The organism is Klebsiella sp. RC2, assembly GCF_014192815.1.
In the GTDB taxonomy this organism is placed as follows: domain Bacteria; phylum Pseudomonadota; class Gammaproteobacteria; order Enterobacterales; family Enterobacteriaceae; genus Klebsiella; species Klebsiella variicola.
This window is the reverse complement of sequence record NZ_JACHYL010000007.1, coordinates 92395-107119: the sequence shown is the minus strand read 5'-3', so window position 1 is coordinate 107119 and position 14725 is coordinate 92395. Positions and strand designations below refer to the sequence as shown.

Genomic DNA, 14725 nt, shown 5'->3' with positions numbered 1-14725 from the left:
CAAGGAGTTGCTATGCCTGTCGCTCGTCATCTGCTTGTCGCTTCACTGTCCCTGTTTGCCGCCGCCGCGGGCGCCGCGCAAACCCACTATGCCTGGGTAGGTACCTATAATCCCAATGGCGAAGGTCTGTACCGCTTTACCGTCGATGCCAACACCGGCGCGCTGCGTGACAGGGCGCTGGTGAGCGCGTTGCCAAACGTCGCGCAGCTGACCGTGTCGCGCGATGGCAAAACGCTGTATGCCGCCAGTGAAGTCGAAAAAGGCGTCGTGCAGGCGTGGCGCATTGAGAAGAATGGCGAGCTGACCGCGCTCAGCCAGGTTGCCTCCGGCGGCGCCGGGCCGGTGTATCTCTCCCTGACGCCGGATGGTAAACATCTGCTGGTGGCCAACTACGTCAGCGGCAGTATCGCCGTGCTACCGGTGAAAGAAGATGGTAGCCTGGGCGAGGCAGTGGACAAGCATCAGGATGAAGGCCCGGCAGGCGCCGAACGCCCGGCGGCGGCCGTCGAGGGCAGCTTCGCCATCAGCGATCACAATGGCCCGCACGCCCATATGATCGCCGCCGATCCCAGCGGGAAATTTGTTTATTCCACCGATCTGGGGCTGGATCGGATCTATCAGTACCGGCTGGATAGCGACAGCGGCAAGCTGACGCCGAACGATCCGCCGTTCATCGCCGCTTCGTCGCCGGGCGCCGGCCCACGCCACTTCGTCTTTACGCCAAAGGGCGACGGCCTGTGGCTGATCAACGAAGAAGCGTCGACGCTGACTTTCTATCATCTGGATAAGCAAAGCGGCTTGCTGCGCGAAGGCAAAACCGTCTCCGCGCTGCCGAAAGAGTATAAGGGCACCAGCTTTGCCGCCGGTCTGGCGCTGAGCAACGATGGTAAGCAGCTGTATGTCGCCAACCGCCTGCATAACAGCATGGCCCACTTTACGGTGCAGGCCGACGGCCGCCTGAGCCACCAGGAGGATATCTGGACGCGTGGGGATTACCCCCGTACGCTGACCCTGGATAATCAGGGGCAGTGGCTGTACGTCATGAACCAGCGTAGCGATAATATTACCCGCTTCAGCGTGGCGCCGAAGGATGGCAAATTAACCTTTGCCTCCGACTACACGCCGGTTGGTAGCCCATCGCAGATGGTGATATCCGCCCAACCCTGAGCCGTAACCACAAGGAACTGACATGCGATTTCCCAACCAACGCTTAGCGCAACTCTTCACCCTGCTGCGGAATGAAACGCTGCCGCAGGATGAGCTGGCGCAGCGGCTGTCGGTTTCCACCCGTACTGTGCGCGCCGATATTACCGCCCTGAATGCGCTACTGGCGCAGTATGGCGCGCAGTTTATCCTCAACCGCGGCAGCGGTTATCAACTGAAAATTGATAACCCGGCGAGCTTTCAGGCGCTGGAGGAGACGGCGCCGAAGACGCAGCACGTGCCGCGAACCGCCCAGGATCGCATCACGTTTCTGCTGGTGCGCTTCCTGACGTCGGCGTTCTCCATCAAGCTGGAAGATCTGGCGGATGAGTGGTTCGTCAGCCGCGCGACGCTGCAAAATGATATGGTCGAGGTGCGCGAGCGCTTCCAGCGCTATCAGCTCACCCTTGAAACCCGCCCGCGCCACGGCATGAAGCTGTTTGGTAGCGAGGTGTCGATTCGCGCCTGCCTGACCGATCTACTGTGGGAACTGACGCTGCAGGGCGGCATTCATCCGTTAATCGGCGCCGAGGCGCTGGAAGCGGATGTCCCTGCGCTGCTGGAGCCTGTGCTGCAGGAGACGCTCACCCGGTATCATATTCGCCTCACCGATGTCGGTGAGCGTTTTATCTGCCTGTACGGCGCAGTGGTGGTGCGCCGCGTTAGCGAAGGCTATCCGCTGGCCGATTTCAGCGCCGAAGATGTGGCGCAAAACGTCCGCGACGCCGCGCGCGATTTGGCGGGAGAGCTACAGCGGCTGGCCGGAAAGCCCTTCTCGCCCGCCGAAGAAGAGTGGCTGTGCGTGCATCTCGCCGCCCGTCAGGTGCAGGACGTCGACCCGGAAACCATCAGCGCCGACGATGACGAAGCGCTGGTCAATTACATTCTGCGCTACATCAACAGCCAGTATAACTACAACCTGCTGGACGACGCCCAGCTGCACGCCGATCTGCTGACCCACATTAAGACCATGATCACCCGCGTGCGCTACCAGATCATGATCCCCAATCCGCTGCTGGATAACATCAAACAGCACTACCCGATGGCCTGGGATATGACCCTGGCCGCGGTCTCCAGCTGGGGGAAATATACTCCGTACACCATCAGCGAAAACGAAATCGGCTTTCTGGTGCTGCATATCGGCGTCGGGCTGGAGCGTCACTACAACATTGGCTACCAGCGTCAACCACAGGTGCTACTGGTCTGCGATACCAGCAATGCGATGGTACGGATGATCGAAGCGATCCTGCAGCGCAAATATCCGCAGCTGGAGATCGCCGCCACGATTTCCCAGCGCGAGTATGAACAGCGGGATGCGATCGAGGCGGATTTTGTTATCTCCACGGTGCGCATCAGCGAAAAAGACAAACCGGTGGTGACCATCGCGCCGTTTCCCACCGACTATCAGCTGGATCAGATTGGCAAGCTGGTGCTGGTGGACCGTACCCGTCCGTGGATGCTGAATAAGTACTTCGATGCCGCCCACTTCCGGGTGGTCGATAAGCCGATGGATCAGCAAACGCTGTTCGCCGAGCTGTGCCAGCAGCTGCTGGAGGAAGGCTTTGTTGACGCCGAGTTTCATGCTTCGGTGGTGGAGCGTGAGGCGATTGTCAGCACCATGCTCGGCGATGGCATTGCGCTGCCGCACTCCCTGGGACTGCTGGCCAAAAAGACGGTGGTTTATACGGTTATCGCCCCGCAGGGCATCGCCTGGGGCGACGAAACCGCCCATATCATTTTCCTGCTCGCCATCAGTAAGCGCGAGTACGAAGAGGCGATGGCGATCTACGATATTTTCGTGACTTTCCTGCGCGAGCGCGCCATGAGCCGCCTTGCCACGACCCGCAGCTTCAATGAGTTTAAAACGGTGGCGATGGAATGCGTCAGCCGGTTTTGAGAGGCTGACGGAGGGGATTAACGCAAATGATGTACCACCTGGTTGCTGCTGCCGCGCCAGATCAGCGCCGGGTCTTTTAAATCCTGCACAAACTTACCGTCGACCAGCACGTTGATCAGGTTCACTACCTGCATTTGCGCCTCATTCAGCTCATCCAGCTTATAGCCGGTCCAGACCCAGATATCTTTGCCGGGGCATTCGGCGCGCACGCGCTGAACCAGCTTGAGGATCTCCGCGATGTTTTGCGGATGCAGCGGATCGCCGCCGGAGAGTGAAATCCCCTGGCGCTTGATGCGGGTATCGTTGAGGTCGGCAATGATGCGGTCGGCCATCTCAGCGGTAAACGGCATACCGGAGTTCACCCGCCAGGTGCTCTTGTTGTAGCAGCCTGGGCACTCGTGGACGCAGCCGGAGACAAACAGGGTGCAGCGGGTGCCGGGGCCGTTGACGATATCTACCGGGTAGTACTGATGGTAATTCATTTTTCGCTTCTCAATTAACGCCATAGCCGCGTTGGCTGCGCTCGCTCACCCCAGTCACGTACTGAATGTACGCTCCCGGGGATTCCCTCGTTTGCCGCCTTGCTCTGACGCTAATTGCTTTGCGAAAACGGAGGAATGCGGCCATTTCCCGGGTCGCGGCGTTCCGCCTTACCCGGGCTACCGGACGGTGCAAAACAGTAGCCCGGATAAGGCGCTGCGCGCCGCTATCCGGGAAAAGCGCATTGGTCTTTAACCGATTTGCCCATTGGCCAGGTGCTTAACGCGGCGCTTCACTTCTTCCTGCTTGCCGGCGTTGAACGGACGCGCGTCCGGACTGCCGAGATAACCGCATACCCGACGAGTAACCGACACGCGAGCGGCATCGTGATTACCGCATTTCGGGCAGGTAAAGCCCTTGCTGGTGCACTCGAACTCGCCGGTAAAACCACACTCGTAGCATTCATCGATCGGCGTATTAGTCCCGTAGTACGGCACGTGCTCATAGCTGTAATCCCACACGTCTTCCAGTGCCTTCAGGTTGTGCTGGATGTTCGGGTACTCGCCGTAGCAAATGAAGCCGCCGTTGGCCAGCGGCGGGTACGGCGCTTCGAAATCGATCTTGTCGTACGGGTTGACCTTCTTCTCGACGTCGAGGTGGAAGCTGTTGGTGTAGTAGCCTTTATCGGTCACGCCCTCCACTATGCCAAACTCGGCGGTGTCGAGACGGCAGAAGCGGTCGCACAGGTTTTCGCTCGGCGTGCTGTACAGACTAAAGCCGTAGCCGGTTTCTTCCTTCCACACATCGACGGCGTCGCGCAGGCGCTGGACGATGGCCACACCTTTCTCACGCAGCGCCTCGCTGTCGTACATATGCTGATTACCGTACAGCGCATTGATGGTCTCATGGATACCGATGTAACCCAGTGAAATGGACGCGCGGCCGTTTTTGAAAATCTCGGAGACGTCATCGTCGGCTTTCAGCCGCACGCCGCAGGCCCCTTCCATATACAGGATCGGCGCCACGCGGGCCTTCACCCCTTCCAGACGGGCAATACGGGTCATCAGCGCTTTGCGCGCCAGCTGCAGGCGCTCGTCCAGCAGCGCCCAGAAGGCGGCTTCGTCGCCTTTCGCTTCCAGGGCGATACGCGGCAGGTTGAGGCTAATCACGCCGAGATTGTTGCGCCCGTCATGCACCTGCTCACCGTTCTCGTTTTCCCACACCCCGAGGAAGCTGCGGCAGCCCATCGGCGTTTTAAACGACCCGGTCACTTTCACCACCTGATCGTAGTTGAGGATATCCGGGTACATGCGCTTGCTGGCGCACTCCAGCGCCAGTTGCTTGATGTCGTAGTTCGGATCGCCGAACTTATGGTTCAGACCGTCGCGAATGGCGAACACCAGTTTCGGGAATACCGCGGTTTTGCGATTTTTACCGAGGCCGGCAATGCGGTTACGCAGAATCGACTGCTGGATCAACCGCGATTCCCAGCTAGTGCCGAGGCCAAAACCAAAGGTGACAAACGGCGTCTGACCGTTGGCGGTATGCAGCGTGTTGACTTCATACTCCAGCGACTGGAAGGCGTCGTAGCACTCTTTTTCGGTACGGGCGCGGGCATAGCCTTCGGCGTCCGGGATCTGCCACTCTTCGGCGATTTTACGATGCTTTTTGAAGCTTTCGGTGACGAACGGCGCCAGCACTTCATCGATACGGTTGATGGTAGTGCCGCCATAAATATGGCTGGCGACCTGGGCGATGATCTGCGCCGTCACCGCGGTGGCGGTAGAGATAGACTTCGGCGGCTCGATCTCCGCGTTGCCCATCTTAAAGCCCTGAGTCAGCATCCCTTTCAGATCGATCAGCATGCAGTTGAACATCGGGAAGAAGGGCGAGTAATCGAGGTCGTGATAGTGGATCATGCCGCGCTCGTGGGCCATCACCACATCGTGGGGCAGCAGGTGCTGCCGCGCATAGTGCTTGGCGACGATACCGGCCAGCAGGTCCCGCTGGGTCGGGATGACTTTGCTATCCTTGTTGGCATTTTCGTTGAGCAGCGCGGAGTTGGTCTGCTCGACGAGGCCGCGGATCTCCTGATTGAGACGGCCGCGCTTTTCGCGCTGGCTATCACGGTCATGGCGATACTCAATGTAGGCGCGCGCCAGCTGCTTATAGGGGCCGGACATCAGCTGGTTTTCTACCGCAGTCTGGATCTCGTTGATGTCGACCTGGGCGCGGCCCTGCATTTGTTGGCTAACGACTTCTGCGACGGTGGCGCAATAGTCTGCGTCATCGACTCCCGCTGCTTTAGCTGCACGTAGAATTGCTTCCTGAATGCGCTCTGATTTGAACGGCACTTTACAGCCATCACGTTTCATCACATGCGGTGTCATGATCACTCCATATATAGAACAGGTTATCCACAGAGGCGGAGGTTATCCCGAAGGCGCTGCACGCTACGGCTCGTGCTGTTTGCCTTCAGATCCGGCCCGTTTTATCCACATCTCATCACCGCCAGACATCGACAAGATATGGTGACATAATAGACGATTAATACAACATGTAGGGCCGGGACGCATTTTAAGTTCTATATGTAGTGATTTGCATCAAAGATGTTTGCGATTTTATTGACCCAGAACAAGGTAAAAAGGTGAGAGTACGGATGATGGGCGCTGGCGATAAATGTAAATTTATCTGGCTGGAAAATAAGCAAAAATGCCTGGCATCCACCTCCGATGCCAGGCATTACGCTCCGGTTTCTGTCGGGCAAGAAGTACCTTACGCCTGCAGCCACCATACGGCTTCGAACGGCCGCAGCGTCAGACCGGTCGGGCGGGGCGTGGTTTCGGCATAGTTGCTGATGATCATCTTCCAGTCGCCCTGGGCTTCCTCTGGCTGCCAGGTCTGCAGGTCGCGGCTCAGGTTGGCGGCGACCACCAGCGTTTGCCCCTGCCACTGACGGCGATAACACCACAGCGACGGATGGTCCGGCAGGAGATCCTGGTAATCGCCCCAGGTCAGCAGTGGCAGGGTTTTGCGCAGCGTAATCAGTTGCTGATAGGCATAAAACACCGAATCGGGGTCCGCCAGCGCCGCCTCGACGTTGATCTCCCGGTAATTATCGCCAAGGCCGATCCACGGCTCACCGTCGCTGAAGCCGCCGTTCTCCCCGGCGTGCCATGGCATCGGCGTGCGGCTGTTGTCGCGCGACTTGCTGGCGAGGATCGCCAGCAGTTCGTCCGGGCTTTGCCCCTGCGCTGCGCGCTCGATAAACATATTGTGACTTTCGACGTCACGGTAATCGCTGATGCTGCTGAAGTGCGGATTGGTCATGCCGATCTCTTCGCCCTGGTAGATATAGGGCGTGCCCTGCATGCCGTGCAGCACCATCGCCAGCATCTTCGCCGCCGGCACCCGGTACTCGCCTTCGTCGCCAAAGCGCGACACGATGCGCGGCTGATCGTGGTTACACCAGAACAGCGCGTTCCACGCCCGATTGTGCATCCCCTGCTGCCAGTGACGGAACAGCGCTTTCAGCGCCACATAGTCCGGGCGGGCGAGGGTCCATTTTTCACCGCCGGGATAATCGACCTTTAAATGGTGGAAGTTAAAGGTCATCGACAGCTCGCGGCCGTCCAGCGCGGCGTACTGCTGGCAGTGCTCCAGCGAGGTGGAGGACATCTCGCCGACGGTCATCAGGTTACGGGGAGTAAAGACATCGCGGCTCATCTCCTGCAGGAATTCATGCACCCGCGGGCCGTCAGTGTAGAAGCGGCGGCCATCACCCTCCGCATCGCAGGGGAAGGTCTGGTCTTTCGAGATCAGGTTGACGACGTCGAGGCGCAGACCGTCGACGCCGCGATCGGCCCAGAATTCGCAGACCTTTTTCAGCTCGGCGCGTACCGCCGGGTTCTCCCAGTTGAGATCCGCCTGTTCAATGGCGAACAGGTGCAGATAATACTGCCCGCTGTCGGCGTGCCACTGCCAGGCGTTGCCGCCAAACTTGGAGCGCCAGTTGTTCGGCAGCGCGTCCGGTTCGCCGTCGCGCCAGATATAGAACTGCCGGTAGGGACTCTCCTTATTCAGCGACTGACGGAACCATTCATGCTCGGTCGAGGTATGGTTCAGTACCATATCCAGCACGATGCGGATGCCGCGGGCCTTCGCCTCCGCCACCAGGGCGTCAAAGTCGGCCATCGTGCCGTAGGAGGGATCGATAGCGGTGTAGTTCGCCACATCGTAGCCGTTATCCACCTGCGGTGAGACGTAGAACGGCGTCAGCCAGATGGCGTCGACCCCAAGCTTCTGCAGATAGTCGAGGCGGGAAGTGACGCCGCGCAGATCGCCGGTACCGCTGCCGGTGGTATCCTGAAAACTCTTCGGATAGATTTGATAAATAACGCCGTTTTGCCACCAGTGGGGAAGATGATTCATAGTGCTTTCCTGCTGCAACGAGGGGCGCCAAAGGCGCCCCGAAAGAAGAAGTTAGACAATCTGCAAGGTGCCCTGACGGTACTTGCGCTGATACACCACGGTGGTCAGGATAATCGGCACCACCACCGCGATAGCCATCGCCATGGCGTACACCTGCCAGTAGGTTGGCTGGATGGAGAGGATGCCCGGCAGGCCGCCGACGCCGATGCCGTTCGCCAGCACGCCGTTCAGGCCGCACAGCAGGCCGGCGAGACCGGAGCCGATCATCGCGCACAGCATCGGGAAGCGGTACTTCAGGTTGATACCGTACATCGCCGGTTCGGTAACCCCGAGGTAAGCAGAGATTGCCGCCGGCACCGAGATTTCGCGTTCATTCTGTTTACGGCTGGCAATGATGATGCCGACCACCGCCGACGCCTGGGCAATGTTGGACAGCGCAATCAGTGGCCACACCGGGGTGCCGCCCATGCTCTGGATCATCTGCATATCGATAGCGAGGGTGGTCTGGTGGACACCGGTAATCACCAGCGGCGCGTAGAGGAAGCCGAACAGCGCGGCGCCGATTGGCGCGAAGCTGCCGGTTAACAGATGGCGTACCGCGAAGGCCACGCCGTCGCCGATCAGGCGGCCGAACGGACCGATAATGGCGTGCGCGAGGAACACCGCGAGGATCAGCGAGCAGACCGGGACAATGACCAGGTAGAGGTAGTCAGGCACGATGCGCTTGAGGCGCGTCTCGATAAAGCCGAGCGTCAGGCCCGCCAGCAGGGCCGGGATCACCTGCGCCTGGTAGCCGACTTTGGCAATCGTAAACAGGCCGAAGTTCCACACCTCCGGCACCTGCTGGCCGAGGAGATAGGCGTTCATCAGCTGCGGGGAAACCAGGGTGACGCCAAGAACGATCCCGAGGATCGGCGTGCCGCCCATCTTCTTCACCGCTGACCAGCAGATCCCCACCGGCAGATAGAAGAAGATCGCCTCGCCAATCAGCCACAGGAAGTCATAGATGGTTTTCAGCGACGGGTGCATCTGAGCCAGCGTCTGGCCGTTGCTCATGGGTAAGTCGCCGATGACGTTACGGAAACCCAGGATCAGACCGCCACTGATTAGCGCCGGCAGCAGCGGGAAGAAGATCTCGGCAAAGTGCGAGATCAACTGCTCATGCCACTTCATATTTTGCCGCGCGGCCTGCTTGACCTGCTCTTTATCGGCGGAGGTCTGGCCGGTGGTAGCCAGCAGGGCCTTGTAGTAATCGCCCACCTCGGTGCCGATGACCACCTGGAACTGACCGGCGTTAGTGAAGCATCCCTTCACCATGCGCAGCTGTTCAATCTCTTTTGGTTTGGCGATGGCCGGGTCGTTCAGCACAAAGCGCAAACGGGTAATACAGTGGCTGACGGTGGCGATGTTGCCGCGCCCGCCCACCAGTTCGATCAGTTTATCGATGTCCTGCTGGTTTACTTTGCTCATGATGAAGCCTCAAAAACAGAGGGGAGAGATGCCGTTTTTACCTTGAGGGCATCCTAACCGTTTCGTTTGCTTTGCAAAATGGGAACGTTCCCGAAACCCGGCGACGATCACATAAATCGTCCGAACGAGATTAATTCAGGGCGGCGGGAATCACGATCTGGCGGGGTTCGACGCTGCCGGTGATCTGCTCGATCAACTGCCGGGCGGCCCGGCGTCCGGACTCGGCATAGCCGGGATCGACGGTCAAGATTTCCGGGTGGAGAAACTTCATTAGCGGCGTGCTACCGACGCTGGCGAGCTGCAGCGCAGCGCGGCCCTGCTGCTGAAGGTACTTGCTGGCGCCGAGGGCGAGGGTATCCGTCGCGCAGACCAGGGCGCTGGTTTCGGCCGTCAGCACGCTGGCGACGGTGTCATACCCCTGCTTCATGCCCAAGCCCGGCAGAGCGGCGGTGGGCGTCAGGCGATGCTTTTTACAGAAGGCGAGGTAGGCGAGATGGCGGCGCTCGCCGGTGGTGACGTCGCTGTGCGGGACGCCAAGAAAACTGATGTGGCGATGTCCGCGATCGTAGAGCCGCTGCATCAGCAGCGTGATGGCGCCTTCGTCGTCATAGCACACCGAGGCGAAACCGGGGGCGTCGCGGGCCATCAGCACCAGCGTATCGCGCCAGGGGGCGAGCATCGCCTCATCAATGCCGGTAAATCCGAACAGCACTACGCCGTCAATATTACGCCGGGCGAGCATGCCGAGATGCTCTTCCACCAGTCCCGGGGAGAACTGACTCTCCATCATAATCGGATCGTAACCCTGTTCATAAAAGGCGGGCAGCATGGTCTGCACGGCAAGGTTTTCCGACAGGGAATCCAGACGGGTGACGATAATCGCCACCACTTTATCGCTCTGGCCGCGCATGGCGCGGGCGGAGCGGGAGGGTGAGAAACCGTGCTGCTGCATCACCGCTTCGACGCGCTCGCGGGTCCGTTCGCTGACCCCGCTCTCGTTGTTAAGGACGCGGGATACCGTCGATTTTCCTACGCCGCTTAAACGCGCAATATCTTTGATGGTCAGCCGGTTCTGCATGCGGAATTCTCGTCAGGGATGGTAGAAGTGAGCCTAATGCTACTCAACCAAACCGCAATGAGCAAAGTCTGGTTTACGTTCGGTTTAGTTGCGCGGGCTTATCATCGCCATAAATGCCACACATGTCTCAACGAGCGCGCTATAATCCGCGCCGTTTATATTCACTTACCGGAGAATTTATGGACCCCGATCCCACTCCTCATCCTCGATGGAGCAACCTTTCTTTCCGGTAAGCCTGTTTAACACTGCTTTACCGGAAAGCGTAAAGCAGTGATGTCCTTGATGTCCCTGCCATAAAAATTACATGCCTGACAGGTAGGCTTTGCTACGCCTGTTGGCGACGCTGCGTTCGCTCGCGCGAGCGCGGAGGGACTGTTTATGTTGAAAAATTATACCCGGCAGCTGTTCGCGCAGCTTAGCCGCCATCTGCCACGCCGTTTGGTCCAGCGCGATCCGCTGCCTGATGCCCGTAACCTGACCAGCGTGCCGATCCCGGACTCGCTCGGCAAGCGCTGCCTGGACGTTGCGGCGATGGATGACCAGGAGATCTGGCGTGCCTTTGACAGCCACCCTGAAGGGCTCAATGAAGGCGAAGTGGCGGCAAAGATCCTCAAACATGGTGACAATCAGATCCCGGCGCAGAAGCCCTCGCCGTGGTGGGTGCATCTGTGGACCTGCTATCGCAACCCGTTCAACCTGCTGCTGACGGTGCTCGGCATCGTCTCCTATTCCACCGAAGATCTGTTCGCCGCGGGCGTTATCGCGCTGATGGTCGGCATCTCGACGCTGCTTAACTTCATCCAGGAAGCGCGCTCGACCAAAGCGGCGGATGCGCTAAAGGCGATGGTCAGCAATACCGCCACGGTGCTGCGGGTGGTGAACGAGCAGGGGGAGAGCCGCTGGCTTGAACTGCCTATCGACCAACTGGTGCCAGGAGATATCGTCAAGCTGTCGGCGGGAGATATGATCCCGGCGGACCTGCGCATTATTCAGGCGCGCGATCTGTTTGTCGCTCAGGCCTCGCTGACCGGCGAATCGCTGCCGGTAGAGAAAGTCGCGCGCAGCCGCGACCCGCTGCAGCAGAACCCGCTGGAATGCGACACCCTGTGCTTTATGGGGACCAACGTGGTGAGCGGCTCGGCGCAGGCTATCGTCTACGCCACCGGCGGCAACACCTGGTTTGGCCAGCTGGCCGGGCGCGTCAGCGAGCAGGAAAGCGAGCCGAACGCCTTCCAGAAAGGTATCAGCCGGGTCAGCATGCTGCTGATCCGCTTTATGCTGGTGATGGCCCCGGTGGTGCTATTGATTAATGGCTACACCAAAGGCGACTGGTGGGAAGCGGCGCTGTTTGCACTGTCGGTGGCGGTCGGCCTGACGCCGGAGATGCTGCCGATGATCGTCACCTCGACGCTGGCGCGCGGGGCGGTGAAGCTGTCGAAACAAAAAGTGATCGTCAAACACCTCGACGCCATTCAGAACTTTGGCGCGATGGATATTCTCTGCACTGATAAAACCGGCACCCTGACTCAGGACAAGATCGTGCTGGAGAACCACACCGATGTCTCCGGTAAGTCCAGCGAGAGAGTGCTGCATACCGCCTGGCTCAACAGCCATTACCAGACCGGGCTGAAAAACCTGCTCGATACCGCGGTGCTGGAAGGCGTGGAGCTGGAGGCCGCCCGCGGCCTCGCAGAGCGCTGGCAAAAGGTGGATGAGATCCCGTTCGACTTCGAACGCCGCCGCATGTCGGTGGTGGTAAAAGAGCAGGACGACGCGCATCAGCTGATCTGTAAAGGGGCGTTGCAGGAGATCCTTAACGTCTCGACCCAGGTGCGCTACAACGGCGAAATCGTACCGCTGGACGACACCATGCTGCGCCGCATCCGTCGGGTCACCGATACTCTGAACCGTCAGGGACTGCGGGTGGTGGCGGTAGCAACCAAATACCTGCCGGCGCGCGAGGGCGATTACCAGCGCGCCGATGAATCCGATCTGATCCTCGAAGGCTACATCGCCTTCCTCGATCCGCCTAAAGAGACCACCGCCCCGGCGCTGAAGGCGCTGAAGGCCAGCGGTATCACGGTGAAAATCCTCACCGGCGATAGCGAACTGGTGGCGGCGAAGGTGTGCCATGAAGTGGGGCTGGATGCGGGCGAAGTGGTGATTGGCAGCCAGATTGAAGCCATGAGCGACGACGAGCTGGCGGCGCTGGCGAAGCGCACTACTTTGTTTGCGCGTCTGGCGCCGCTGCATAAAGAGCGTATCGTGACGCTGCTGAAACGCGAAGGTCACGTGGTGGGCTTTATGGGCGATGGCATCAACGACGCCCCGGCGTTACGCGCGGCGGATATTGGCATCTCGGTTGATGGCGCGGTGGATATCGCCCGCGAGGCGGCGGATATCATTCTGCTGGAAAAAAGCCTGATGGTGCTGGAGGAGGGGGTGATCGAAGGCCGCCGCACCTTCGCCAACATGCTCAAGTACATCAAAATGACCGCCAGCTCCAACTTCGGTAACGTCTTTAGCGTGCTGGTGGCCAGCGCCTTCCTGCCGTTTCTGCCGATGCTGCCGCTGCACCTGTTGATTCAGAACCTGCTGTACGATGTCTCCCAGGTGGCGATCCCGTTCGATAACGTCGATGATGAGCAGATCCGTAAACCGCAGCGCTGGAACCCGGCCGATCTCGGGCGCTTTATGGTCTTCTTTGGACCGATCAGCTCGATTTTCGATATCCTCACCTTCGGCCTGATGTGGTGGGTGTTCCACGCCAATACCGTGGAGATGCAGACTCTGTTCCAGTCCGGCTGGTTTATTGAAGGGCTGCTGTCGCAGACGCTGATTGTGCACATGATCCGCACCCGGCGCATTCCGTTCGTTCAGAGCCGCGCCGCGTGGCCGCTGTTCGCCATGACTCTGGTGGTGATGGCCGTGGGCATTGCCCTGCCGTTCTCGCCGCTGGCGGGCTACCTGCAGCTGCAGGCGCTGCCGCTCAGCTACTTCCCGTGGCTGGTGGTGATCCTGGCGGGCTATATGGTGCTGACCCAGACCGTTAAAGGTTTCTACAGCCGTCGCTACGGCTGGCAGTGAAGGGCGCATTTTCGGATGAGCCACGTAAAAAAGGCAGCCACTGGCTGCCTTTTTTCCTGCCAACCAAAGCGATCAGCGACGTACGGCGATGGCTTCGATCTCGATCTTCACGTCTTTCGGCAGACGAGCGACTTCCACGCAGGAGCGCGCCGGGAAGGTGGCATTGTGCTCGGTGAAGAACGCTTCGTAGGTGGCGTTAACGGTAGCGAAATCGTTGAGATCTTTGACGAATACGGTGGTCTTGACGATGTCGCCAACGGTGAGGCCAGCGGCTTCCACGATCGCTTTCACGTTGTTCAGCGACTGGCGCGCCTGCGCGGACACGTCTTCCGGGACGCTGCCGGTTTTCGGGTCGACCGGGATCTGGCCAGAGGTGATGATCATGCTGCCCAGATCAACGCCCTGAACGTATGGGCCAATCGCTGCTGGTGCATTTTCCGTCGCAATAGTTTTGCTCATGTTATCTCCAGATGAACTGAGTAATGTTACGCAAAATCATTCAGGTTGCCGCCAGAGGGTAAGCGCTGTGCCGCCGGCGCAGACGCCGCCTGAAGGACGAAGCGTAGGGTGGTAGCCATTATAGGGAGGCCTACCACCAATACCAACCGCATTTAGTTGGCCAGCACCACATAATGAGAAAACTCTTTTTCACAGTATTTGCATTTGAGTGCGATGTCATCGGCGCGTTTTTTCACTGCAAAACTGGAAGAAACCGGTTCGGCGTGGCTGATACAGTTGCTGTTCGGGCAGACCAGCACGCTGTCAATGCGATCCGGCAGGCTCGGGCGGGATTTGCCCACCACTTCGTAATCATCAATGCGGTTTACCGTCGCCTGCGGGGCGTACAGTGACAGCTGGTTAACCTGCTCGTCGGTCAGGAAGGTGTTCTCGATTTTAATCAAATCCTTGCGGCCCATCTCGCCGGAGGGCAGGTTCAGGCCGATGGTGATGCGCTGGTCGGTTTCGGTCAGTTTGAACAGGGTGAGCAGCTTAAAGCCGACCTGCGCCGGGATATGGTCGATCACGGTGCCGCGTTTAATGGCTTCTACTTGCAGTTTATTGTCGTGTGTCATCTCTCA

At 59.3% G+C, this 14725-nt stretch carries 11 protein-coding genes; 4 read left to right on the top strand and 7 right to left on the bottom strand.

Annotated features, from left to right (window positions below; translation table 11 throughout):
* Positions 1 to 12: 12 nt before the first annotated feature.
* Both FHW76_RS20570 and FHW76_RS20565 read left to right on the top strand, forming a co-directional pair.
* Positions 13 to 1167, top strand: a complete 1155-nt coding sequence (locus tag FHW76_RS20570) for a lactonase family protein (protein ID WP_183476950.1) — start codon at positions 13 to 15, stop codon at positions 1165 to 1167.
* 22 nt (positions 1168 to 1189) lie between these two features.
* Positions 1190 to 3100, top strand: coding sequence for a transcription antiterminator (locus tag FHW76_RS20565; protein ID WP_183476948.1), 1911 nt, complete (start codon positions 1190 to 1192; stop codon positions 3098 to 3100).
* Positions 3101 to 3117: 17 nt separating this feature from the next.
* Here the strand turns inward: FHW76_RS20565 and nrdG are convergent, their stop codons facing one another.
* The 5 genes from nrdG to treR form a co-directional block, all read right to left on the bottom strand.
* Positions 3118 to 3582: an anaerobic ribonucleoside-triphosphate reductase-activating protein gene (nrdG, locus tag FHW76_RS20560; RefSeq protein ID WP_022065402.1), complete on the bottom strand. Its 465-nt coding sequence runs from the start codon at positions 3580 to 3582 to the stop codon at positions 3118 to 3120.
* A 249-nt stretch (positions 3583 to 3831) separates the two neighbouring features.
* Positions 3832 to 5970 (bottom strand): anaerobic ribonucleoside-triphosphate reductase, encoded by a 2139-nt coding sequence (nrdD, locus tag FHW76_RS20555; protein WP_012543083.1) that lies wholly within the window; start codon positions 5968 to 5970, stop codon positions 3832 to 3834.
* Positions 5971 to 6355: 385 nt separating this feature from the next.
* Entirely contained in the window at positions 6356 to 8011 is a 1656-nt protein-coding gene (gene treC / locus FHW76_RS20550; protein WP_008807132.1) for an alpha,alpha-phosphotrehalase, read from the bottom strand.
* Positions 8012 to 8062: 51 nt separating this feature from the next.
* Positions 8063 to 9481: a PTS trehalose transporter subunit IIBC gene (treB, locus tag FHW76_RS20545; protein ID WP_008807131.1), complete on the bottom strand. Its 1419-nt coding sequence runs from the start codon at positions 9479 to 9481 to the stop codon at positions 8063 to 8065.
* 130 nt (positions 9482 to 9611) lie between these two features.
* The gene (gene treR, locus FHW76_RS20540; protein WP_183476946.1) at positions 9612 to 10559 is read right to left on the bottom strand and encodes a trehalose operon repressor TreR; all 948 of its coding nucleotides are present in this window, start codon (positions 10557 to 10559) and stop codon (positions 9612 to 9614) included.
* 113 nt (positions 10560 to 10672) lie between these two features.
* On the opposite strand from treR, the gene mgtL reads away from it, so the two are divergent.
* Together mgtL and mgtA are read left to right on the top strand one after the other, a co-directional pair.
* Complete coding sequence (gene mgtL / locus FHW76_RS26710) at positions 10673 to 10792, top strand: mgtA regulatory leader peptide MgtL (RefSeq protein WP_353074613.1); 120 nt, start codon at positions 10673 to 10675, stop codon at positions 10790 to 10792.
* 145 nt (positions 10793 to 10937) lie between these two features.
* Positions 10938 to 13646 (top strand): magnesium-translocating P-type ATPase, encoded by a 2709-nt coding sequence (mgtA, locus tag FHW76_RS20535; protein ID WP_080783190.1) that lies wholly within the window; start codon positions 10938 to 10940, stop codon positions 13644 to 13646.
* A gap of 72 nt (positions 13647 to 13718) precedes the next feature.
* Here the strand turns inward: mgtA and ridA are convergent, their stop codons facing one another.
* Both ridA and pyrI read right to left on the bottom strand, forming a co-directional pair.
* The gene (ridA, locus tag FHW76_RS20530) at positions 13719 to 14105 is read right to left on the bottom strand and encodes a 2-iminobutanoate/2-iminopropanoate deaminase (RefSeq protein WP_002886926.1); all 387 of its coding nucleotides are present in this window, start codon (positions 14103 to 14105) and stop codon (positions 13719 to 13721) included.
* Positions 14106 to 14257: 152 nt separating this feature from the next.
* Positions 14258 to 14719 carry an aspartate carbamoyltransferase regulatory subunit gene (pyrI, locus tag FHW76_RS20525; protein WP_002886927.1) on the bottom strand — a complete coding sequence of 154 codons (462 nt, stop codon included), beginning with the start codon at positions 14717 to 14719 and terminating at the stop codon, positions 14258 to 14260.
* Positions 14720 to 14725: the final 6 nt, after the last annotated feature.